Raw genomic sequence first — 20,873 nt, forward strand, 5'->3', positions numbered from 1 at the left:
TGCGCGGCATTCGGCGACTTGATGCATATCAACGGTGTGACTGGTGGTCTTGGGGCAGGCCGGTATAATCGGCGCCCTTCGTTTTATACCTATCTATATCTTTTTTCCGTGAGCCCCATGATCCTTCCCGAAATTCACGAGTTCCTCGGCTGCCGCACCCCGGATGGCTGGGTTCAGGCCGCTTTGGCCGATCAGGACACCCTGCTGATCGACCACAAGAATTGCGAGTTCAAGGCGGCCAGCACGGCGCTTAGCCTGATTGCCAAATATCACTCCCACGTCGATTTGATCAACATGATGTCGCGTCTGGCCCGGGAAGAGCTGGTGCACCACGAGCAGGTCATGCGCCTGATGAAAAAACGCAAGATCGAGTTGCGTCAGTTGTCCGCCGGGCGTTACGCCTCGGGGCTGCGCAAAGTGGTACGCAGTCACGAACCGGTCAAACTGGTGGATACATTGGTGGTCGGTGCGTTCATCGAAGCCCGCAGTTGCGAGCGTTTTGAGGCTTTGGTACCGCATCTGGACGAAGAACTGGGCAAGTTCTACTTCGGCTTGCTCAAAAGCGAGGCCCGGCACTTCCAGGGTTACCTGAAGCTGGCTTACCAGTACGGTGACGCCAAGGACATCGCTCAGGTAATCGACAAGGTGCGGGCCGCCGAGCAGGAACTGATCGAATCGCCGGATGTGGAGTTTCGCTTTCACAGCGGTGTGCCTGTAGCGGCTTAAGGAACTTTGCTCTAACGGCTCAAACCCAGGCGTTCATGCCACTCTGCGATCGATTCTTCGGGGTAAACGTCGAACTGTTTATCGCCAGGCTTCACTTCGGCCTCGACCCAGGGGGCCTTGGAGTCCAGCAGCAAATGCGTGTGCTGCGGTGGCACCGGTAGCGGTGTGTCGATGGCCGAGGCGAAGGGGTGGATCAGTTCCGGCCATTCGGGGCTGAACAGCCATAAACCCGAGCCGCACAGCGAACAGAAATGCCGCTCGGCGCTGCTACGGTGGGCGCGCTTCTCGCCTTCGTCCTTGAGCAGGGCATGGTAGATCGCGATGTTCTTGCGCCCGCGCACTTTGAGGCTATTGGCGTCCCCGGCAATATTGATCGCATAACCGCCACCACCCTGGGTTTTGCGGCAGATCGAGCAATAGCAGCGTTGATAGGGGTAGGGGTGGGCGCTGGTCAGGCTGAACGACACCGCGCCGCAATGGCAAGAGCCTTCGAGTTGCATGGTGGTCTCCGCTGGCTGAAGTGATTCGGTTCAGCCTAGAAGATATGTGGCGCGATTGCCGACGCCTTCGCGAGCAGGCTCGCTCCCACATGTGAAATGAATTCCCTGTGGGAGCGAGCCTGCTCGCGAAGAACGAAAACGCTGTCCCACTGGACGCCCACGGTCCATCGGATCAGCATGGGCGCCTCGAATCCCGGACCTGACCCGATGCGACGTCTCCCTTCCCTGGCAGCCCTCAGAACCTTCGAATGCGCCGCCCGTCACGCTCATTTTGGCCGGGCGGCGGCGGAGTTGTGCGTCACCGACAGCGCCGTCAGCCATCAGATCCGCCAGTTGGAAGAACAGCTTGGCGTCTCGCTGTTTGTGCGCGAAGGCCGGCAGATTCGCCCGACCATGGCCGCCGGTCGCCTGATGCAAAGCCTGCAACAAGCCTTCGAACTGATCGGCGATGCCTGCGATGAACTACGCGACCCATCGTCCCTGGCGGTGTTGCGCCTGGCGGTCACCGCCGAGCTCGCGCAAAAGTGGTTGATGAGTCGTCTCTCGGATTTCTATGCGCGCTATCCGCACATCACCTTGCACCTCTACGAACAACCGATCGACGCCACGGCACCGGGAGAGGACATAGACCTGGCGATCACCTACGGCACAGGCCCAGTGGACAGCAGTGCGTATTTCGTCCGGCCATTGCCGGCGCTGCAGTTCTTCCCCGTGTGCAGTCCCGGTCTGTTCAACCAAGGCACGCTGAAAACACCGAAGGACCTGACACGCCATTGCCTGCTGCATGACGATCAGGACGGCAAGACCTGGACCGCCTGGCTCACCAGCCATGCCGGCGATCAGCGCCCGGAACGGCAACTGTATTTCGCCCACGCCGGGTTGGCCCTGGAAGCCGCGGCCCAAGGGCAGGGCGTGGCCATGGGCGATAACCTGACGGCCCAGGAAGATTTACTCAGTGGTCGCCTGGTCCGGCCATTCACTTCAAGCATGACGGCATTGGGGCAATACGCGCTGGTGTGCGAGCGGGTTCGCCTGGAGCGGCCCGCCGTGGCGCAGATGCTCGAATGGTTCAACGATCAGCTGGTCGATTGATGAGTTGAATTCAAGTGTTCCGAAATAATCATCGTTGGCGAGGAGGACGCCAGCGAACTTAGCCTGTGGTCATTCCAATCCCCGCTGATGAGGTTTGCCCATGGCACGTTTGCTCGATTCCACTCCCAAACTCGACGGTTTCCGTTTGCCCGGCGAATTCGAAACCAAGTCCGGCTGCTGGCTCGGCTGGCCTGAGCGTACCGACGTCTGGCGCAATGGCGCCAAGCCTGCGCAAAAAGTCTGGGTGCAGATCGTCACCGCCATCTCCCAAAGCGAACCGGTCACCGTCTGCGCCTCGGCCGCGCAATTCGCCACCGCTCGCCGGCAGTTGCCGCCACAAGTGCGGGTGGTGGAAATGACCTGCAACGACACCTGGTTCCGCGACAGCGGGCCGTGCTTTGTGGTCAATGATCAGAGCGGCGAAGTGCGCGGCGTCGACTTCGAGTTCAACGCCTACGGCGGCCTTGACGGCGGCTTGTACTATCCGTGGGACAAGGACGACCAGATCGCCAGCAAAATCCTCGAAATCGAACGCTTCGACCGCTATCGCGCGCCGTTGATTGCCGAACTCGGCGGCATCCAGAGCGACGGTCAGGGCAGCATACTCACCACCGAGCAATGCCTGCTCAACCGAAACCGCAACCAGCATCTGGGCAAGGACGAAGTCACCCGGCGGCTGACCGATTATCTGGGCGCCGAGCAAGTCATCTGGTTGCCACGGGGCTGCAAGTTCGACGAAACCGACGGCCACGTCGACGATCTGGCGTGCTTCGTGCGCCCCGGTGAAGTGGTGTTGCAGTGGACCGACAATCGCGACGACCCGCAGTGGGAAATCTACCAGGAGGCCTACGATATCCTGCGCAGCACCCGCGACAGCCGTGGTCGCGAGTTGATTGTGCACAAGCTGCCACAACCGGATGTGCTGGAATGGACCGCTGAAGAGGCCGAGGGGCTGGATCAACAGGACAGCACGCATACTCGTCAGGCTGGAACAAAAATCTGCGCGTCCTATATCAATTACTACGCCGGTAACACTTCGATCGTGGTGCCGCTGTTTGGCGATCGCAATGATCAGGTGGCACTGGCGACCCTCGCCGAGCTGTTCCCGCAGCACAAGATCGTCGGCATCGAGAACTCCCGGGAAATTCTCCTCGGTGGCGGCAACGTCGCGTGCATCACCATGCCGCAGTACGCTGGCACTGCCTGCAACAAAAAGGGAGTGTAACCGTGGGCCTGCACAAACTGACTCAAGCAATATTGCTGGTGCTTGCACCCCTGTGTGTGCAGGCTGCCGACACCGCCAAACCGGTGGTGAATCTGTATATCTGGGGCGAGTACCTGGCCCCGGACACCTTGACCAATTTCGAGAAGAAAACCGGTATCCATGTCGTCGCCGATCACTTCGATTCCCTGGAAACCGTCGAGACCAAACTGCTGACCGGTCGCAGCGGTTATGACCTGGTGCTGACGGCGGGGCAGCATCTGTCCCGAGCGATCCAGAGCGGCGCCATTCAGACCGTCGACAAGCAGCAAATACCGCATTTTGCCGGTGTCGGCGAGGAGTTCCGCCAGCACATGGCGGTGTTCGATCCGGGCAACCGATATGCCGGGATCTACGCCTGGGGCACCACCGGCGTGGGTTTTCAGGAAGAGGCGGTCAAGCAGCGCCTGCCCGATGCGCCAACGGACAGCTGGGCAATGCTGTTCGATCCGGCGGTGGTGTCGAAATTCGCCGATTGCGGGGTCAGCCTGCTCAACGACCCTAACGAAGTATTCGCGGCGGTGATGAAATACATGGGGCTGGACATCAACCGCCAGAACCTCGATGACCTGAAACTGGCCGAACAGCAACTGGCGAAGATTCGCCCGTACATTCGCTACTTCGACAACGACCTGAACATCAGCGACCTGGCCAATGGCAATACCTGTGTGGCGATGTCGTGGAACGGTAACGTGGCCATCGCGGCCGGTCAGGCACAAGCGGCTGAAAAGCCGTTTTCGTTGCAGTACCGGATACCGAAAGAGGGCACGCTGATCTGGTTCGATGCCATGGTCATTCCCAAGGATGCCCCGCATCCCGAGGCGGGGCTGGCATTGATGGATTACCTGATGACGCCTGAAGTGATCGCGCCGATCACCGACACTATCCACTATGCCAATGCGATTACGGCGGCGGATACCTTGATCGACCCGGCGATTCGCAATGATCCGGGGACTTATCCGACGCAGGCGGTGCGGGCTTCGTTGTACAGCAAGAATGACAATGGCAAGGCGTTCAACCGGGCTTTGATTCGGGCGTTTACGCGGTTGAAGTCGGGGTTGTAATGACTGACGCCTTCGCGAGCAGGCTCGCTCCCACATTTGAAATGCGTTCCCCTGTGGGAGCGAGCCTGCTCGCGAAGAACGATAACGCGGTCTACCTGCCAGGCACCCGCCACAAATACCACGACGCCACAGTCCGATACGGGCTCCACGCCAACCCGATCTCAATCATCTGCTTGCGCGACGGCTGCACCTCCAACCCCTTGAGCCGGCGATAACCCTCGCGCACGCCAAAGTCATCCGCCGGCAAAATGTCAGGCCGCTCCAGGCTGTAGATCAATAGCATCTCGACGGTCCAGCGCCCCACACCGCGCAGGGTGATCAGGCGTTCGATCAATGCTTCATCGTCCATGGCCAGCGCCGTGGCGTAATCCGGCACCACGCCGTCCAGTGCAGCCTGGGCGATGCCTTGAATGGTCGCAATCTTGCTGGCGGAAAAGCCGCAACTGCGCAGTCGATCAAAATCTGTCGCCACAATCTGCTCAGGCCGCGGAAACGCCACCGATGGGTACAGCGCCAGCAACCGGCCGACAATTGCATCCCCGGCCTTGGCGTGAAGTTGCTGGTAGGCAATCGCCCGCACCAGCGACTCATAGGGATCTCGGGCCGCGTGAGGTTGATGCAGGCACGGGCCGATGGCGTCGATGTGGCGACGCCAATCCTCATCAAGGGACGCTAGAAACTCGGTGGCGGGTAAATAATCGTCCGGCATGGGCTCAGGCTTTCCCCGGCGGTTTGAGCAACGCGTTGACTTCGCCATAGGTGAAAGCCTTGAGGTCATGGCTGTCGAGCTTGCCGGTCTGCAGAAAGTTTTTTGCCAGTGTGGCCATGGCGCCATAAAGGAACTCGGCGATGCCGGAGCCGGCGCTCAAGCGGCGCACGCCCAGTGTTTGCAACTCTTCCAGTGACGGCAGGCCAGGGAAACCGAGCACATTGAGTGGCAGCGTGGTGCCCCGGCACAGCGCCGCGATCTCGTACTCCGATGTAACGCCAGCCGCGAACAAACCGTTGGCACCCGCCGCCTGGTACAACGCGGCGCGCCTCAGGGTTTCCGCCACGCGATCTTCGGCGGGAACCAGGCTCCTGAGGTACACATCGGTGCGTGCGTTGATAAACAGGTTCACGTTGCGGCGATCGGCAACCTGGCGCGCGATTTCAATCTTGTGCACGAGCAGTTCAGGCGGCGCTGCACCGTCCTCGATATTGATCCCGACCGCACCGGCGGCGATGACCGCATCCACCACTTCGGCAACCCGTGCCAGATCGTCGGAGTAGCCAGCCTCGATGTCCACGGTCAACGGCACCGAAATTACCCGGGCGATGGATTCGACCGTCGACACCAGTCGCTCAAGGGGCAGGGTGTTGCCGTCCGGATAACCATGGGCCCAGGCCACTGCCGCGCTGCTGGTCGCCACGGCCTTGTTGCCCAGTTGCTCCACCAGCCGCGCCCCGGCAGCGTCGGCGACGTTGGTGAGGATCAGCAGACCGTCGTGATGCAGTGCATGAAGTTGATCATCAAGCCTGTCCATCGGGATTCCTTCCTTTTGAAATGGGTGGGATCAGAACGCGAGTTGTTGGGTGATCTGCATTGCCGCGTTTTCCAGTCTGAGCAGAAACGCTTTGCGCGGTTGGCCTCCAGCGTAGCCCGTAAGCGAACCATCAGCACCGATCACACGGTGGCAGGGCAGCACAATCGAGAGGCGGTTGCGACCGTTGGCCAGACCCACCGCCCGACTGGCGCCGGGTTTGCCGAGGCGGGCAGCGATCGCGCCGTAGGTGGTGGTCTGGCCATAGGGGATGTTTGCCAGTTCGGCCCATACCTGGCGGGAAAATTCGCTACCGGGCATGTGCAAGGCAACGCTGAATTCAGTACGTTCGCCGGCGAAATACCCGGTCAGTTGGTCTTCGATTTGCTGCAAATGCCCGTTATGCCCCGGCGCCACGGCATAACCGAAGCGGTTTTGCAGCGCTTGCACTTCCCGGGTCAGGTTGGGTTGGTCGAGGAACTCCAGTAACACCAGTCCGCGACGTTCGGCCATGGCGATCATCGGCCCCAGCGGGGTGGTTAGACGCGTGAACAGCAGCGGCTCACTGTTGGCGGCGCGGCCCGGTGTAATGTGGAAAGACTTCTGGAATGCATCGCGAAAGCCGCTGAGGGATTCGTAACCGGAGTTGTACGCAGCGTTGTCGATGGAATCCCCCTGCTTGATCCCGCCCAAGGCCATGCCGAGGCGTCGGGTGCGCAGCCAGGCATGAAAGGTCATGCCGAAATGCTGCTTGAACCAGCGGCGCAGTTTCAGCGGTTCGATGCCTTCGGCCATTAACTGGGCGTCGGTCCAGCGTTGCTCGGGATCGGCGTCCACTGCCTTAAGCAGCTGCTGCACCCAGTGCGGTGCAATCGCGGCGGCGTCCATGGGTTTGCAACGCAGGCAAGCACGGTACCCCGCCGCCAGGCACTCATCGGCGTGGGCGAAGAACTCGACATTCGCAGGTTTCGGGCTGCGAGCGGTACAACCAGGACGGCAGAAAATACCGGTTGTCTTGACTGCAGTGAAAAACACCCCCTCGTAGGTGGTGTCTCGTTCCAGCATGGCGCGAACCATCTCGGCGTGGGGCGGCAGTAGCGTGTCTTGTAGGTTCATGGGTGCAGCATAGAACGGGGCAGGGACAGGCTCCACCGGAAATTCGACAGAGAATTCCGTTTCGTTGAGATGACCTGTAGGAGGTTGCCGAAGGCTGCGATCTGTTGATCTTTCTCAGTTCTTTAGGCCAGACGCGCCATCAGCAACACTGAAGCCGCCGCCGACAATAACCCCGCGCAGCAGCGATTGAAAATACGCTTGCCCGACGGTTTGGCAAACCAGCGGCGCATGTGCAGGCCCATGTAAGCGTAGGCGCCGATGGCGATCCATTCCAGGATCAGGAACAGGGCGCCCAACACCGCGAATTGCGGTGCGATGGCGTGGGTCGAGTCGACGAATTGCGGCAGGAACGCGGTGAAAATCAGGATTGCCTTGGGGTTGCCGGCCGCCACCAGAAACTCTTGCCGGGCCAACGCCAGCATCCCCACCGGCGGGGCGCTTACCGCGGCTTCCAAGCCGGGGTTGGCGCGCCACAACTGCCAGGCGAGATAAAACAGGTACGCCGCTCCGAGAATCTTGATCCCGTAGAACAACAATTCCGAGGTTTGCAGCACCACCGCCAGACCGGCCGAGGCGAGGGCGATCATGGCGGCGAAGGCGAGCAAACGACCAATACCGGCCAGGCACGCGATGCGGTAGCCATAGCGGGTCGAGTTGCTGACCGATAGCAGGTTGTTCGGACCTGGCGCCATGTTCAGGGCGAAGCAGGCCGGAAGGAAGAGGGTGAGGGTGGTGAGGTCCATGATCGGCTCCAACAGCAGGAGCCGTATTTTTATCACAGCTGCCCAGCGGCTTGACCCATACAGTCATGGACGCAGGCAGCGTACCAGTGGCTAGCGCGCGAACTTTTTCGCCCCGGCCACACACAGGATCACCGCCACGGTGACGCCCAGCATGCCCAGGCTAACGTGTTCATGCAGCAAGGTCGCGGCCAGAGCCAGGCCGAAAAATGGTTGCAACAGTTGCAGTTGCCCAACGGCGGCAATGCCCCCTTGCGCCAGTCCGCGATACCAGAACACAAAACCGATCAGCATGCTGAACAGCGACACGTAGCCCAGGCTGAACCAGGCCGGTGTACTGATGCTGGCGAACGAGGCGGGCAGCCGCCACCAGGTCAATGCAGCCATGACCGGCAGTGCCAGCACCAGCGCCCAGGAAATCACCTGCCAGCCGCCGAGTGTGCGGGACAACTTCGCCCCTTCGGCATACCCCAGTCCGCAGGCCAGGATCGCCAACAGCATCAGGATGTCGCCTTGGGGTGAAGCCGTCAGGCCCTGGGCAACGGCGAACCCGACCACCAGCAGACTGCCCAGCACCGAGAAGATCCAGAACACTGGCCGGGGGCGTTCGCCACCGCGCAAGACGCCGAACACTGCGGTAGCGAGCGGCAGCAGGCCGACGAACACGATGGAATGCGCAGACGTGACGTATTGCAGCGCCAGCGCAGTTAACAGCGGAAACCCCACCACCACGCCCAGCGCCACGATAAACAAGGGCACAAGCTGATCACGCGCGGGGCGTTTTTCCTTGAACAGTAACAACAGGCACAGCGCCAGAATCGCGGCGATGGTAGCGCGGGCCACCGTCAGGAACACCGGATCAAATTCCAGCACTGCCACTCGCGTCGCGGGCAGTGAGCCGCTGAAAATCACCACGCCGATCAGGCCGTTGATCCAGCCGCTGGCGTTGCTATCCAGTGTCGGGTTTTGCAAGTTCGAAGTCCGTTCCATCAGGCTCACGCTCATTGATTGATTGCACGAAACCCATCCTATGGCTGACTATCGATACAATCAAAAAATTGTCATGGATACATCTCGACATGCCCCGATCCCGCTACAAAACGCTGGTTGACGCCTTTGCCGCTGACATCCGCTCGGGGCGTTTGCCCCCCGGTACACGCCTGCCGACTCACCGGCAACTGGCCACTGAGCAGGGATTGGCATTGGTCACCGCCAGCCGGGTGTATGCCGAGCTCGAGAGCATGGGCCTGGTCAGTGGCGAAACCGGACGCGGGACTTTTGTCCGGGAGACCTCGTTGCCTCCGGGCCAGGGCATTTCGCAGTCGGTGGTGGCGGCGGGGATGATCGACCTCAACTTCAACTACCCGTCATTGCCAGGTCAAGCTGATCTATTGCGCAACGCCCTGCGCCAGCTCGCGTTGTCCGGTGATCTGGAGTCCCTCCTGCGTTACCAGCCCCACGCCGGGCGCCTGCACGAGCGGGCTTCGTTCGCGCGTCATCTGGGCGAACGTGGCCTGAACGTGCCGGCCGAACAGGTGCTGATCGTCAGTGGCGCCCAGCACGGCCTGGCGGTGGTGATGATGACCCTGCTCAAGCCCGGCGATGTGATTGCCGCGGACGCCTTGACCTATCCGGGCTTCAAAACGCTGGCCGAAACGCTGCATCTTGAAGTCCTGCCCATTCCCGTCACGGACAAAGGGCCTGATCTGCCTGCCCTGGACAAACTGTGCCGGATTCGATCAGTGCGAGCCGTGTACTCGATGCCGACCTTGCACAATCCGCTGGGTTGGGTGATGGACGCCGATCAGCGCAAGCAGCTGGTGGCCATTGCACGCCGGTATGACCTGACGATCATCGAGGACGCGGCCTACGCTTTCCTGGCTGAAGACGCACCGCCACCCCTGGCTGAAATGGCGCCGGAAAGAACGGTGTACGTCAGTGGTTTATCCAAGAATGTCGCCACCGGGTTGCGCGTCGGTTTTGTCGCCGCGCCGGCGCAATGGATTGGCGGATTTGAACGCACCATCATGGCGACCACCTGGAACACCCCCGGGGTGATGACGGCCATTGCCACGGCCTGGCTCGACGACGGCACTGTCAGCAAACTCGAGGCGCAAAAGCGCGCGGACGCACAGGCCCGGCAAGCCTTGGCCCGTGAGGTGCTGGCGGGGCTGAAGACCATCAGCCATCCGTCGTCGTATTTCATCTGGTTGCCCTTGGCCGAGGACGCCCGGGCCGACCAGATCGCCATGGCGTTGATGCGCGAGCAGGTGTCGGTGTCGCCCGCCGAACCCTTTGCGATTACCCATCATGTTCCGCACGCGATACGCCTGGCGCTAGGCTCGGTGGACATGGTCGCGCTACGCCAGGCGTTGGTGAAGGTGAAGAGGGTGGTCGGCTATTACTCATAGCGGGCACCTCCGAGGGCAGTTTTCTTCAATACGCGCACCACAGGGCTCCTTACATTGACGTCTGGTTCAATTGACTGAGCAGGTGTGCGATGAGTTTGATCATGTCCATGGCGGCGTTTGCGTTGGCCGCTTCAATCACGCCGGGGCCGGTGAATATCGTGGCGCTGGGTTCGGGGGCGCGCTTCGGCTTTCGCGCCAGTCAGCGGCATGTGGCCGGGGCGACGCTGGGGTTCGTGTTGCTGCTGGTACTGATGGGGTTGGGCTTGCATGAGCTGCTGCAGTTGTGGCCGGCAATGACGCAAGTGGTGCAGTGGGCCGGGGTGGCGTTCCTGTTGTACATGGCGTTCAAACTGGCCGCCGACAACGGGCAGCTGGAGGCCAAGGACTCGGGCCGCGCGCCGTCGATGCTCTACGGCGCGGTCATGCAATGGCTCAACCCGAAAGCCTGGCTGGCCTGCGTGGCCGGCATGGGCGCGTTCGTCGCCGATGGCGAGGCTCGCCTGGTGTGGCAGTTCGCGGCGGTATACCTGGTGATCTGCTACCTGTCGGTCGGCTGCTGGGCCTACGCCGGGACGTTCTTGCGCGGCTACTTGAACAACCCGGCGGGGATGCGCTTGTTCAATCGGGGCATGGCGTTGTTGCTGGCGGTGAGTGCCATTTATCTGGTGTTGCCATAGACACTGGTTCAACCAATTTTGAAGCGAGGAAAAACCTGTGGCGAGGGGATTTTTGTGGCAAGAGGATTTTTGTGGTGAGGGGATTCAGCGAAACGTCGCACCGCCCCGTTGGGCTGCGAAGCGGCCCTATGCATTCTTTCTGGTAAACCGTGCTTGCTGGTACTGCGACGGCTTCGCCGCCGAACGGGGCGGTGCGACGTTTCGCTGAATCCCCTCGCCACAGAAGCTCTGCGCACACAGTGAGCGAGTTCAACCGCGATACTGCCCCGGCGTTGCCGCCAGATGCTGCTTGAACGCCCGCTGGAAATGCGCCTGATCGGCAAACCCTGCTTCCAGTGCTACGTCAGCAATCAGCTTGCCATTGCGCAGTTGATCCCGGGCGAACTGGATGCGTCGGTTGACCAGGAAGGCGTGGGGCGTCATGCCGTAATGCTGCTTGAACGCGCGGATCAGGTAGGACGGCGACAACTGCGCCGCTTCGCAGATATCTTCGAGCTTGAGCATTTGCGTGCAGTGCACGCGGATGAAGTCGGCGGCGCGCTCGAGCTTGAAGTTCGGCTCGCGCAGCGGTTGTTCGGCCGGGTTCAGGCGTAGCTGCACCTCGGTGAAAAACTCCACGGCCGCGCTGTGTTTACGTAACACGTCTTGCTGCTCATCGATCAACACCTGATACAACGCCTGCAAACCAATTAACAATGCACGGTCCGCGGTATGGGTGACCGCGAACCGGCGAAACGCCAGATCGTTGCTGAACCCGAGCTGATGCTGCAAATCCGTGAGCCACGGGGTGTCGACATACAGCATCAGGTACGACCAGGGCTGATCATCGATCGGATTGCAGGCATGGACATCATCGGGGTTCATCAGCACGACGGTGCCGGCACTGACCTCAAAGTTCGATTGCTCATGGACATAGGTGCTACGCCCGGCGGTGATCGCACCGATGGAAAAGTGCTCGTGGGCATGCCGCGTGTAACAGACCTCGCGCCCGTCGGCGATGGAGCGGGCTTCGATGAAGGGCAGGGCATCGTCGCGCCAGAAGCGCGGGGCCTTGTCGGCGTCCCTGGTCTTTGCGAGCTTCATGGTCAATCCTTGGCAGATCAGCGCCTGAGTGTATTAGCTCTCGCCGTCAAAGGCTCGTTTCAGCTCGGCGATATCGAGTTTTTTCATGTGCATCATCGCCAGCATCGCGCGCTGGGATTTTGCCGTGTCGGGGTCTTTGATCATCTCCATCATCGCCATCGGGACGATTTGCCAGGACACGCCGAATTTGTCCTTGAGCCAGCCGCATTGCTGTGCCTCGACCGGTCCGCCAGCGGACAGGCGTCCCCAGAAGTGGTCGACTTCTTCCTGGGTCTGGCAGTTGACCTGGAACGAGATCGCTTCGTTGAAGGTGAAGTTCGGGCCACCGTTGAGGCCGGTAAAAGTCTGCCCGTCGAGTTCGAAGCTGACCGTCATGACCGAACCGACTTCCCGGCCATGGAACTCCTGTCCGGCCTCGCCGTAGTGAGTGATGGCGGTGATTTTCGAATGATCGAAGATCGCACAATAGAACTTTGCGGCCTCTTCGGCCTGACCATCGAACCACAGGCAGGGCGTGAGTTTTTGCACGTGAAGCATGGCGCGTCTCCTTGGCAGGTTTTTGCATGCTGGACTATCAGCGTAGCTAGCCTCCGCGGGTCTGGCCGTGCCGTAGATCGCCGAGTGTGTAAGGATTTCCTACAGGGTGCGGTCGATATGACTACGGCCTGAGTCATACCGACTATTTTTGCGGCGAGTCGTTATGACACGTGGTTCCTCACGTGCCTGATTTGTAAGGGCTAAATATCTGGCACGAGACTTGATACATCCCACGTACAACTGAACTGCTACAGGAGTACGGAAAATGTTCCATTTCTTCAGCAATCCTCAGAATGTCCTGCACCTTTCCAGCCGTGTGCTCGGCGTCGGCCTGGCGATGCTGCTGGCAGGTATCTACGGCGCTTACCTCTATGCTGGTCATCTGTCGATCGTGGCGCTGGTGTCGCTGCACGCCATGACCATCGTCGGGCCGACCCTGCTGAAAATCGGTTATGTCATGCGCCTGCTGGCCCAGCACCGTTTGAGCAACACTCAGATCGTGGCGCTGGCCTGATGCGCAAACTGGCCGCCGCTCCCGTCTTCAGTCTCGGTTTTCGCCCGTTCTTTCTCGCGGGTGCCGCATTTGCCGCATTGGCGGTGGCGATCTGGGCCCTGTGGTTGTACGGCCGATTGCCCGGTGCGCAACCGGTGGGCGGTATGCTCGCCTGGCATCGGCACGAAATGCCGTTCGGGTTCGCCGTGGCGATCATCGCCGGGTTTCTGCTGACGGCGGTGCCGAACTGGACCGGTCGACCGGGGCTCAGGGGCTGGCCGTTGATCGGGCTGGTGCTGGTCTGGGTGGTCGCACGAATGGCCTGGTTGCTGCCGATTGCTCCTGGTGCGCTACTGCTGTTGCAACTGCCTTTCCTGCCGCTGCTGGCTGGGGTGCTGGGCCGCGACCTGATAGCCGCTGGCAAGCGCGACAACTATCCGATTCTATTGATGGTCATGCTGCTGGCCGGGTGTCAGGCCATGACGCTTTGGGGTCTCTCGACCGACGATGTGGGCCTGCAACGCCGTGGCGTGCTGGCTGCCCTGTGGCTTGTGGCGGCGCTGATGAGCGTGATCGGCGGGCGAGTGATCCCCTTCTTCATCCAGCGCGGCTTGAATCGCCCGGCTTCACCGGCGGCCAACCCATGGCCGACGCGGGTTCTGGTAGTGAGTGGTTTGTTTGCTGCGCTGACATTTGCCCTCGGTTTGCACGACGTGCCCCGGGGCTGGTTAGCGGCGTTGTTTGTCTTGATCGGCGTTTTGCACGTGCTGCGGTTGTGGCGGTGGCATGACCTTGGTATGTGGAGTGTGCCGCTGTTGTGGTCGCTGTATCTGTCTTACGCCTGGCTGGTGGTGGCGGTGTTTGCCATGGCGCTGTGGCACCTCGGCTTGATGCCGCAACAGAGCCTGGCCACTCATTCACTGGCGTTGGGGGGCATTGGCGGGTTGATTCTGGCGATGATCGCCCGGGTCAGCCTGGGGCATACCGGGCGGGCGCTGCAGCCGTCGAAAGTCATCGTTGCGGGATTTGTCCTGGTGTTGATCGCAGGCGTGGCGCGGGTGTTGCTGGTGCCGTTTTCCGGGTTGGGATTGGGGTTGTCGGCGTTGCTTTGGTGTACTGCGTTTGGGTTGTTTTTGCTTGGTTATACGGGGGGGTTGCTCAAGCCCAAGCTGTAGTGAAGGCGTTCTGACAGCCGACCTTGATTTTGTTGACTGTGTACATATCCATTCCTGCGGTAACGGCCACTTATGGTTTCGCTTTTACAGCGAGTCACTTGGAAAAGCCCCAAGTAACCAAGGGCTCTTGCCCCTGGCGTTCGGTGCCTCGCTAATGCTCGGCATGCCCTCGCTCCGGTCCTGCTCCGTGGGCCCGCCGCGATGGGCCATCCTTGGCCCAGCGCGGCTAAACCGGCATCCATGCCGGATTGCCCACTGCGCAGAACCTCCACTCGGCCTCTCGATGTGGCAAGAAAATCAAAAGCAACAGCCAAAGCGAGGCGGCCTGACAGCCGACCTGATTGCAGGTCTGTCCGCGATCCAACTGTGGGAGCGAGCTTGCTCGCGATGGACTTCCAGACAACGCGTTCATCCAGACAGGGCTCGTTATCGTTGACGACCATCGCGAGCAGGCTCGCTCCCACAGGGGAGCAGGTACAGCCGTAAAAGTCAGGTCGGCTGTCAGGCCGCCTCGCTTTGGCTTTAGATTTGGGCACCCCGTTAACCACGATGGCCGAACGCAGGCATTGCGCAGTGGGTAAACCGGCAGGACGCCGGTTTAGCCGCGCTGGGCCAGGGATGGCCCATCGCGGCGACCGACGGAGCAATGCCGGAGTGAGGGCATGCCGAGCCCTAGCGAGGCACCGAGTGGTGGGGCAGAGCCTTTTGCTTACTTTTCGGCGTTTGGAAAAGTGAGTCGCCGTAAGGGCGAAACCATAAGCGGCCGTTACCGCAGAAATGGATATGTACTCAAACAACAATCCCCACAGGCTTTGACGCGGCATGGATCAACATTGGTAGAGGCGCCAATGGAGGTAGTCACAGATTGACGGACGGGCTCAGGGCGTGAGGGGGCAAGAAAAATCAAGAGCCAAAGCAGAGCGAGGCGGCCTTAAAGCCGACCTGATTGCAGGTCTGTCCGCGATCCAACTGTGGGAGCGAGCCTGCTCGCGATGAACGTTTAGACAACGCGATCATCCAGACAGGGCTCGTTATCGTTGACGACCATCGCGAGCAGGCTCGCTCCCACAGGGGATCAGGTACAGCCGTAAAAGTCAGGTCGGCTGTCAGGCCGCCTCGCTTTGGCTTTAGATTTGGACGCCCCGTTAAACCACGATGGCCGAACGCAGGCATTGCGCAGTGGGTAAACCGGCAGGACGCCGGTTTAGCCGCGCTGGGCCAGGGATGGCCCATCGCGGCGACCCACGGAGCAATGCCGGAGTGAGGGCATGCCGAGCCTAAGCGAGGCGCCGAGTGGTGGGGCAAAGCCTTTTGCTTACTTTTCGCTGGGCCGGCATTCCGGCGTTTGGAAAAGTGAGTCGCCGTAAGGGCGAAACCCTAAGTGGTCGTTACCGCAGCAATGGATATGTACTCCGTCAACGCTACCAGGCCGCTTTTGTGACCGGTGGTCGATACACCTCGGCCTGCCGGGCAATTTGCGCTTAGCTGTAGGGATAACCCAAAGGCGCGCGTAGGTTCTCGATCGCCACAGCGGCGCCAACTTCAGAACACCGTGAGTCTGAGGACCTTGGCAATGCTGACCCTGAATATCAATGGCAAGGACCAGGAGCTGGATGTCCCCGCGGACATGCCGCTGCTCTGGGTCCTGCGCGATGTCGCGCACCTGACCGGCACCAAGTTCGGCTGCGGCATGGCCCAGTGCGGCGCCTGTACCGTGCACGTCGACGGCACGCCTTTGCGCTCGTGCATCACACCTGCCACGGCCGTGGCCCATGGGCAGAAAATCCTCACCATCGAAGGCCTGTCCATCGATGGCTCGCACCCGGTGCAACAAGCCTGGGCCGAACTCGATGTGGTGCAGTGCGGCTACTGCCAGTCCGGGCAGATCATGTCGGCGGCGGCCTTGTTGGCAAAGATCCCGCAACCGACCGACAGCGATATCGACCAGGCGCTATCGGGCAATATCTGTCGTTGCGGCACCTATCCAAGAATCCGCGCCGCGGTCAAGCGCGCCGCACAATTGGGTTGATGGGCATGAACAGTATCGATCCGCTGTCGCGTCGGGGGTTTCTCAAGGGCAGTGCCGTGCTGGGCGGCGGGCTGGTGGTGGCGTTTGTCATCCCCGGGGCCCATCGCTTTGCCCTGGGCGCGGAAAACCAGGGCAACGTGTTCGCACCCAATGCCTTCCTGCGCATCGGCAATGACAACAGCGTCACCGTGTTGCTCGGTCATTCGGAAATGGGCCAGGGCATCTGGACCGGGTTGACCATGCTGATCGCCGAAGAACTGGACGCCGACTGGTCGAAAATCCGCGTTGAGCACTCACCGGCTTCGGCCGCCGATTACGGTCTGGCCGGGTTCGGCGGCATGCAGATCACCGGCGGTTCGACCTCGACCTGGATGGAGTTCAACCGCTACCGTCAGGCCGGTGCGGCGGCGCGATTGCTGCTGGTCGAGGCCGCAGCCAAGCGCTTCAACGTCGCGCCCACCGGGATTCGCACGGAGTCGGGCGTGGTGATTGCCGGCGACCAGCATGCCACCTACGGCGAACTGGCGGATGACGCCGGCAAGCTACCAGTGCCGGACCCTGCGTCGATCAAGCTCAAGGAGGCCAAGGACTGGAAAATCATCGGCAAACCTACCAAGCGCCTGGATACGCCGGAGAAAATAACCGGACGCGCCAAATTCGGCATGGACGTGCAGTTCGACGGCCTGATGACCGCGATGGTCGCGCGTTCGCCAGTGTTCGGTGGCAGCGTCAAATCCTTTGAAGGCGCCGAGGCCCTGGCGATACCTGGTGTACACAAAGTGGTGCAGGTTCCGACCGGCGTGGCGGTGATCGCCGATCACTACTGGGCGGCGAAACTGGGGCGTGATGCGCTGCATGTCGAGTGGGACCTGGGGCCGAACACAGGGCTCGACAGTGAGCAATTGCTCGAGGATTTTCGCAAGCTCGCTGCCACGCCCGGGCTGCCTGCCAGCCAGGCCGGCGATACCCAGGCTGCACTGGCCAAAGCGATCAAGACCCTCGACGTCCAATACAGCGTGCCCTACCTGGCCCATGCGCCCATGGAGCCGCTCAACTGCACCGTGAAGATCACCCAGGACAAATGCGAGATCTGGACCGGTACGCAGTTTCAGACTTTGGATCAGATGATCGCCGGCAAAATCACCGGGCTCAAACCCGAGCAGGTCGAGATCCACACCGAATTCCTCGGCGGCGGTTTCGGCCGGCGAGCCAATCCGACATCGGACTTTGTCGCCGAAGCGGTCCAGGTCGCCAAAGCCGCGGGCGGGCCGGTGAAGACCGTGTGGGCGCGGGAGGATGACATCCGTGGCGGCTATTATCGCTCGGCGTTCCTGCATCAGGCGCGAGTCGGCCTGGGCGCCGATGGCCTGCCGCTGGCGTGGAAGCATGTGCTGGTCGGACAGTCGATCATGGCCGGCACCTCGCTCGAAGCCATCAGGGTCAAGGATGGCATCGACAAGACGTCCGTGGAGGGCGTGGCGGACAGTCCCTATCTGGTGAAGCTGGCCAATCATCAGGTGGACCTGCACTCGCCGAAGACCGGCATCAGCGTGTTGTGGCTGCGCTCGGTGGGGCATTCCCACACCGCCTTCGTCATGGAGTCGCTGATCGACGAGCTGGCCGCGGCGTGCAGCCAGGACCCGGTGGAGTATCGACGGACCTTGCTCAAGGCGCATCCACGGCATCTTGGCGTATTGAACCTGGCGGTGGAGAAGGCCAACTGGAAGGCGCCGCTGCCGGACGGCCATGCCTTGGGCGTGGCGGTGCATGAGTCATTTGGCAGCTACGTGGCGCAGGTCGCCGAAGTGTCCCAGGACAACCTGGCGATTCGTGTGCATCGGGTGGTGTGTGCGGTGGACTGCGGGATTGCGGTCAATCCGCAGAGCATCGCGGCGCAAATGGAGTCGTGCATCGCCTTCGGCCTGGGCTTCACCTTGCACAGCAAACTGACGATCAAGGACGGCAGGGTAGTGCAGTCCAACTACCACGATTACCAGGTGCTGCGGCTCAACGAGATGCCGGTGGTCGAAGTGCATATCCTGCCCAGCAGCGAGAAACCCGGTGGAATCGGCGAGGCCGGTGTGCCACCCACGGCGCCAGCAGTGGCCAACGCGGTGTACGCCCTGACCGGGCAACGCCTGCGTGAGCTGCCGCTGCAACTGTCGGGGGTGTGAGATGAAACGACACCATTGGTTGCTCGGCGCGGTGCTACTGATTTGCCTTTTTGTCTATGCAACAGAGCTGTTCGCCGATGACAAAGAGGCCGTGAAGGCCTTCGACACGGTTCGCCAGGTGTTCCAGAGCCCTCGCTGCCAGAACTGCCACATTCCCGGTGATGCGCCCTTGCAGTTCGACGAGGCAATTCCCCACGCGATGAACGTCATGCGCGGCATGGACGGCAAGGGAGCAGCGGGTTTGCCGTGCGCCAGTTGCCATGCCGAGGCCAATCCTCCGGCCAGTTACGGCGCCAATGCACCGCCGGGTGCGCCGCATTGGAGCCTGCCACCGGCGGCGCAGAAAATGGCCTGGATCGGTCTGCCGCCGGACATGTTGTGCAGCATGATCAAGGATCGTGCGAGCAATGGCGACCGCGATTTCGCGGCGCTGATCAAGCATGTCAGCGAAGACAAGTTGGTGCTTTGGGGCTGGAATCCAGGTGGTAATCGCGCACCGGTGCCGGTCCCGCACGACATTTTTGTCAGCCAGTTCAAGCGCTGGGCTGAGGCAGGAGGGCCTTGCACGGTGCTGGGGACTTGACCATCGGTCAATGAACAGGGAGTCAAACCGGTATAGAGGGCTCTAAAGAACATACCCTCCGTTGGAGTATGTGATGCTGATTCCAGGCAAACCGCACAAGACAGGCGTATGCGCAGGAACGCCACAACAGGAGCGCGAGCTTTTGCGCGATCTTGCCCGTAAAGCCGAGCAAGAGCTGATCGGGGTGCAGATGGCGAGCATGGATGAGTTGACGCTGCTGCCCAACCGGCACGGCTTTATAGCTCTCGCTCAATTGGGGCTGGAGGCCTGCATGCAACTGGACAGGCCCGCGACGCTGCTGTTTTTCAATCTGGATGACTTCAAGCGCGTCAACTATCTGTTTGGGCGCGCTGAAGGTGACAACGCGCTGAAAACCTTTGCCGATATGTTGCGCATCGGTTTTCGGGAAAGTGATGTAATCGGCCGGCTGGAAGGTGCGACCTTCGTTGCTTTGCTGACGGGCTCGTGTGGCGTGGACATCACGGCGATCAAGGCGCGACTCGACGAAATGCTCGATGAGCGTAATGCCACGGCGAATCGCGGGTATGAGATTCGTTTCAGTATCGATCAGATCGAGTTCGACCCTGCACTTCATGGCTCGGCTGAAGAGTTGCTGGTTGAGGCTGAAACGGCGTTGGGCCGTTAGTCTAGTGTTGTTTTTGCGGGCCTCTTCGCGAGCAGGCTCGCTCCCACATTTGACCGAGTTGAAATGCGATCAATTGTGGGAGCGAGCTTGCTCGCGATGACGGACTGACATTCAAAATTGATGTTGTCTGACACACCGTTATCGCGAGCAGGCTCGCTCTCACATTGATTTGCGTAATCCATGAAATCGCAGCCATAAAAAACCCGCCTATCGAGGCGGGTTTTTATGGCTAACCGAAGATCACTCTTCGATGTTGCCCATGGCTGTGGTGTTGAAACCACCGTCCACGTACATGATTTCGCCGCTGATGCCCGACGCCAGGTCCGAGCACAGGAAGGCGCCGGCGTTGCCGACTTCGTCGATGGTGACATTGCGACGCAGCGGGGTTTGCGCTTCGTTGGCGGCCAGCATCTTGCGGAAGTTCTTGATGCCGGAAGCGGCGAGGGTGCGGATCGGGCCTGCCGATACGCAGTTCACGCGAGTACCGTCCGGGCCCAGGGAGCCGGCCAGGTAACGTACGCCGGCTTCCAGGGAAGCCTTGGCCATGCCCATCACGTTGTAGTTGGGCATGGTGCGTTCGGCGCCCAGGTACGACAGGGTCAGCAGGCTGCCGTTGCGGCCTTTCATCATTTCGCGGCCGGCCTTGGCCAGGGCCACGAAGCTGTAGGCGCTGATGTCGTGAGCGATGCGGAAACCTTCACGGGTGGTGGCTTCGGTGAAGTCGCCGTCCAGTTGGTCGCCCGGGGCGAAGCCCACGGAGTGCACGATGCAGTCCAGGCCGTCCCACTTCTTGCTCAGCTCTTCGAAGACCTTGGCGATTTCCGCATCGCTGGCCACGTCGCACGGGAAGCACAGCTCAGGGCTCGAGCCCCAACCTTGTGCGAACTCTTCGACACGACCCTTGAGTTTGTCGTTCTGATAAGTGAAGGCAAGCTCAGCGCCCTCGCGATGCATGGCGGCAGCGATGCCGGATGCGATGGACAGCTTGCTGGCGACACCGACGATCAGTACGCGCTTACCGGCGAGAAAACCCATGTGTTGCT

Annotated in this window: 21 protein-coding genes; 12 read left to right on the plus strand and 9 right to left on the minus strand. The window is 61.0% G+C overall.

Features of this window, described 5'->3' with window-relative positions; all coding sequences use genetic code 11:
- The first annotated feature begins 117 nt into the window (after positions 1–117).
- Positions 118–726: a MiaE family protein gene (locus ACA054_RS13460; RefSeq protein WP_497689820.1), complete on the plus strand. Its 609-nt coding sequence runs from the start codon at positions 118–120 to the stop codon at positions 724–726.
- 11 nt (positions 727–737) lie between these two features.
- Here ACA054_RS13460 and ACA054_RS13465 read toward each other — a convergent pair whose 3' ends face one another.
- A complete protein-coding gene (locus ACA054_RS13465) occupies positions 738–1,226 on the minus strand; it encodes a GFA family protein (RefSeq protein ID WP_497689821.1) in 489 nt (162 codons plus the stop codon).
- Positions 1,227–1,433: 207 nt separating this feature from the next.
- Between ACA054_RS13465 and ACA054_RS13470 the strand changes: the two genes are divergently transcribed.
- From ACA054_RS13470 to ACA054_RS13480, 3 genes are all read left to right on the plus strand, one after another.
- On the plus strand, positions 1,434–2,318 hold the full coding sequence (locus ACA054_RS13470) for a LysR substrate-binding domain-containing protein (protein ID WP_497689822.1): 885 nt from the start codon (positions 1,434–1,436) through the stop codon (positions 2,316–2,318).
- 100 nt (positions 2,319–2,418) lie between these two features.
- Entirely contained in the window at positions 2,419–3,543 is a 1,125-nt protein-coding gene (gene aguA, locus ACA054_RS13475) for an agmatine deiminase (RefSeq protein ID WP_497689823.1), read from the plus strand.
- A 2-nt stretch (positions 3,544–3,545) separates the two neighbouring features.
- A complete protein-coding gene (locus tag ACA054_RS13480; protein ID WP_497689824.1) occupies positions 3,546–4,643 on the plus strand; it encodes an extracellular solute-binding protein in 1,098 nt (365 codons plus the stop codon).
- 91 nt (positions 4,644–4,734) lie between these two features.
- On the opposite strand, the gene ACA054_RS13485 is transcribed toward ACA054_RS13480, so the two are convergent.
- The 5 genes from ACA054_RS13485 to ACA054_RS13505 form a co-directional block, all read right to left on the minus strand.
- Positions 4,735–5,352 carry a DNA-3-methyladenine glycosylase family protein gene (locus ACA054_RS13485; RefSeq protein WP_497689825.1) on the minus strand — a complete coding sequence of 206 codons (618 nt, stop codon included), beginning with the start codon at positions 5,350–5,352 and terminating at the stop codon, positions 4,735–4,737.
- A 4-nt stretch (positions 5,353–5,356) separates the two neighbouring features.
- Entirely contained in the window at positions 5,357–6,169 is an 813-nt protein-coding gene (locus ACA054_RS13490) for an isocitrate lyase/PEP mutase family protein (protein ID WP_497689826.1), read from the minus strand.
- Positions 6,170–6,199: 30 nt separating this feature from the next.
- Entirely contained in the window at positions 6,200–7,282 is a 1,083-nt protein-coding gene (locus ACA054_RS13495) for a bifunctional transcriptional activator/DNA repair enzyme AdaA (protein ID WP_497689827.1), read from the minus strand.
- Positions 7,283–7,404: 122 nt separating this feature from the next.
- Complete coding sequence (locus tag ACA054_RS13500) at positions 7,405–8,025, minus strand: LysE family translocator (protein WP_497689828.1); 621 nt, start codon at positions 8,023–8,025, stop codon at positions 7,405–7,407.
- A 90-nt stretch (positions 8,026–8,115) separates the two neighbouring features.
- Positions 8,116–9,012 carry a DMT family transporter gene (locus ACA054_RS13505; protein ID WP_497689829.1) on the minus strand — a complete coding sequence of 299 codons (897 nt, stop codon included), beginning with the start codon at positions 9,010–9,012 and terminating at the stop codon, positions 8,116–8,118.
- An 89-nt stretch (positions 9,013–9,101) separates the two neighbouring features.
- Here ACA054_RS13505 and ACA054_RS13510 point away from each other — a divergent pair, with 89 nt between their 5' ends.
- Together ACA054_RS13510 and ACA054_RS13515 are read left to right on the plus strand one after the other, a co-directional pair.
- On the plus strand, positions 9,102–10,433 hold the full coding sequence (locus ACA054_RS13510) for an aminotransferase-like domain-containing protein (protein WP_497689830.1): 1,332 nt from the start codon (positions 9,102–9,104) through the stop codon (positions 10,431–10,433).
- Positions 10,434–10,522: 89 nt separating this feature from the next.
- Complete coding sequence (locus ACA054_RS13515) at positions 10,523–11,110, plus strand: LysE family translocator (RefSeq protein ID WP_497689831.1); 588 nt, start codon at positions 10,523–10,525, stop codon at positions 11,108–11,110.
- Positions 11,111–11,359: 249 nt separating this feature from the next.
- On the opposite strand, the gene ACA054_RS13520 is transcribed toward ACA054_RS13515, so the two are convergent.
- Together ACA054_RS13520 and ACA054_RS13525 are read right to left on the minus strand one after the other, a co-directional pair.
- Positions 11,360–12,193, minus strand: coding sequence for an AraC family transcriptional regulator (locus ACA054_RS13520; protein ID WP_497689832.1), 834 nt, complete (start codon positions 12,191–12,193; stop codon positions 11,360–11,362).
- Positions 12,194–12,226: 33 nt separating this feature from the next.
- Positions 12,227–12,730: a VOC family protein gene (locus tag ACA054_RS13525; RefSeq protein WP_497689833.1), complete on the minus strand. Its 504-nt coding sequence runs from the start codon at positions 12,728–12,730 to the stop codon at positions 12,227–12,229.
- 265 nt (positions 12,731–12,995) lie between these two features.
- On the opposite strand from ACA054_RS13525, the gene ACA054_RS13530 reads away from it, so the two are divergent.
- The 6 genes from ACA054_RS13530 to ACA054_RS13555 all read left to right on the plus strand — a co-directional run bounded on the left by ACA054_RS13530 (position 12,996) and on the right by ACA054_RS13555 (position 19,830).
- Positions 12,996–13,244, plus strand: coding sequence for a transmembrane sensor/regulator PpyR (locus ACA054_RS13530; RefSeq protein WP_497689834.1), 249 nt, complete (start codon positions 12,996–12,998; stop codon positions 13,242–13,244).
- Positions 13,244–14,398 carry an NnrS family protein gene (locus ACA054_RS13535; RefSeq protein ID WP_497689835.1) on the plus strand — a complete coding sequence of 385 codons (1,155 nt, stop codon included), beginning with the start codon at positions 13,244–13,246 and terminating at the stop codon, positions 14,396–14,398. The genes ACA054_RS13530 and ACA054_RS13535 overlap by 1 nt, the downstream gene beginning before the upstream one ends.
- A gap of 1,573 nt (positions 14,399–15,971) precedes the next feature.
- Positions 15,972–16,427, plus strand: a complete 456-nt coding sequence (locus ACA054_RS13540) for a (2Fe-2S)-binding protein (RefSeq protein ID WP_497689836.1) — start codon at positions 15,972–15,974, stop codon at positions 16,425–16,427.
- 5 nt (positions 16,428–16,432) lie between these two features.
- Positions 16,433–18,601 carry a xanthine dehydrogenase family protein molybdopterin-binding subunit gene (locus ACA054_RS13545; protein ID WP_497689837.1) on the plus strand — a complete coding sequence of 723 codons (2,169 nt, stop codon included), beginning with the start codon at positions 16,433–16,435 and terminating at the stop codon, positions 18,599–18,601.
- A gap of 1 nt (position 18,602) precedes the next feature.
- Positions 18,603–19,184: a hypothetical protein gene (locus tag ACA054_RS13550; protein WP_497689838.1), complete on the plus strand. Its 582-nt coding sequence runs from the start codon at positions 18,603–18,605 to the stop codon at positions 19,182–19,184.
- Positions 19,185–19,257: 73 nt separating this feature from the next.
- Positions 19,258–19,830, plus strand: coding sequence for a GGDEF domain-containing protein (locus ACA054_RS13555; protein WP_497689839.1), 573 nt, complete (start codon positions 19,258–19,260; stop codon positions 19,828–19,830).
- Positions 19,831–20,070: 240 nt separating this feature from the next.
- Here ACA054_RS13555 and fabI read toward each other — a convergent pair whose 3' ends face one another.
- Positions 20,071–20,865 carry an enoyl-ACP reductase FabI gene (gene fabI / locus ACA054_RS13560; RefSeq protein ID WP_034146538.1) on the minus strand — a complete coding sequence of 265 codons (795 nt, stop codon included), beginning with the start codon at positions 20,863–20,865 and terminating at the stop codon, positions 20,071–20,073.
- Positions 20,866–20,873 lie beyond the last annotated feature (8 nt).

Source organism: Pseudomonas sp. LBUM1653, from assembly GCF_059716115.1.

Coding starts and splice junctions, on each gene's coding strand:
- ACA054_RS13460 (WP_497689820.1), top strand. CDS start 118: ATGATCCTTCCCGAAATTCACGAGTTCCTCGGCTGCCGCACCCCGGAT.
- ACA054_RS13465 (WP_497689821.1), bottom strand. CDS start 1,226: ATGCAACTCGAAGGCTCTTGCCATTGCGGCGCGGTGTCGTTCAGCCTG.
- ACA054_RS13470 (WP_497689822.1), top strand. CDS start 1,434: ATGCGACGTCTCCCTTCCCTGGCAGCCCTCAGAACCTTCGAATGCGCC.
- aguA (WP_497689823.1), top strand. CDS start 2,419: ATGGCACGTTTGCTCGATTCCACTCCCAAACTCGACGGTTTCCGTTTG.
- ACA054_RS13485 (WP_497689825.1), bottom strand. CDS start 5,352: ATGCCGGACGATTATTTACCCGCCACCGAGTTTCTAGCGTCCCTTGAT.
- ACA054_RS13490 (WP_497689826.1), bottom strand. CDS start 6,169: ATGGACAGGCTTGATGATCAACTTCATGCACTGCATCACGACGGTCTG.
- ACA054_RS13495 (WP_497689827.1), bottom strand. CDS start 7,282: ATGAACCTACAAGACACGCTACTGCCGCCCCACGCCGAGATGGTTCGC.
- ACA054_RS13500 (WP_497689828.1), bottom strand. CDS start 8,025: ATGGACCTCACCACCCTCACCCTCTTCCTTCCGGCCTGCTTCGCCCTG.
- ACA054_RS13505 (WP_497689829.1), bottom strand. CDS start 9,012: ATGGAACGGACTTCGAACTTGCAAAACCCGACACTGGATAGCAACGCC.
- ACA054_RS13510 (WP_497689830.1), top strand. CDS start 9,102: ATGCCCCGATCCCGCTACAAAACGCTGGTTGACGCCTTTGCCGCTGAC.
- ACA054_RS13515 (WP_497689831.1), top strand. CDS start 10,523: ATGAGTTTGATCATGTCCATGGCGGCGTTTGCGTTGGCCGCTTCAATC.
- ACA054_RS13520 (WP_497689832.1), bottom strand. CDS start 12,193: ATGAAGCTCGCAAAGACCAGGGACGCCGACAAGGCCCCGCGCTTCTGG.
- ACA054_RS13525 (WP_497689833.1), bottom strand. CDS start 12,730: ATGCTTCACGTGCAAAAACTCACGCCCTGCCTGTGGTTCGATGGTCAG.
- ACA054_RS13530 (WP_497689834.1), top strand. CDS start 12,996: ATGTTCCATTTCTTCAGCAATCCTCAGAATGTCCTGCACCTTTCCAGC.
- ACA054_RS13535 (WP_497689835.1), top strand. CDS start 13,244: ATGCGCAAACTGGCCGCCGCTCCCGTCTTCAGTCTCGGTTTTCGCCCG.
- ACA054_RS13540 (WP_497689836.1), top strand. CDS start 15,972: ATGCTGACCCTGAATATCAATGGCAAGGACCAGGAGCTGGATGTCCCC.
- ACA054_RS13545 (WP_497689837.1), top strand. CDS start 16,433: ATGAACAGTATCGATCCGCTGTCGCGTCGGGGGTTTCTCAAGGGCAGT.
- ACA054_RS13550 (WP_497689838.1), top strand. CDS start 18,603: ATGAAACGACACCATTGGTTGCTCGGCGCGGTGCTACTGATTTGCCTT.
- ACA054_RS13555 (WP_497689839.1), top strand. CDS start 19,258: ATGCTGATTCCAGGCAAACCGCACAAGACAGGCGTATGCGCAGGAACG.
- fabI (WP_034146538.1), bottom strand. CDS start 20,865: ATGGGTTTTCTCGCCGGTAAGCGCGTACTGATCGTCGGTGTCGCCAGC.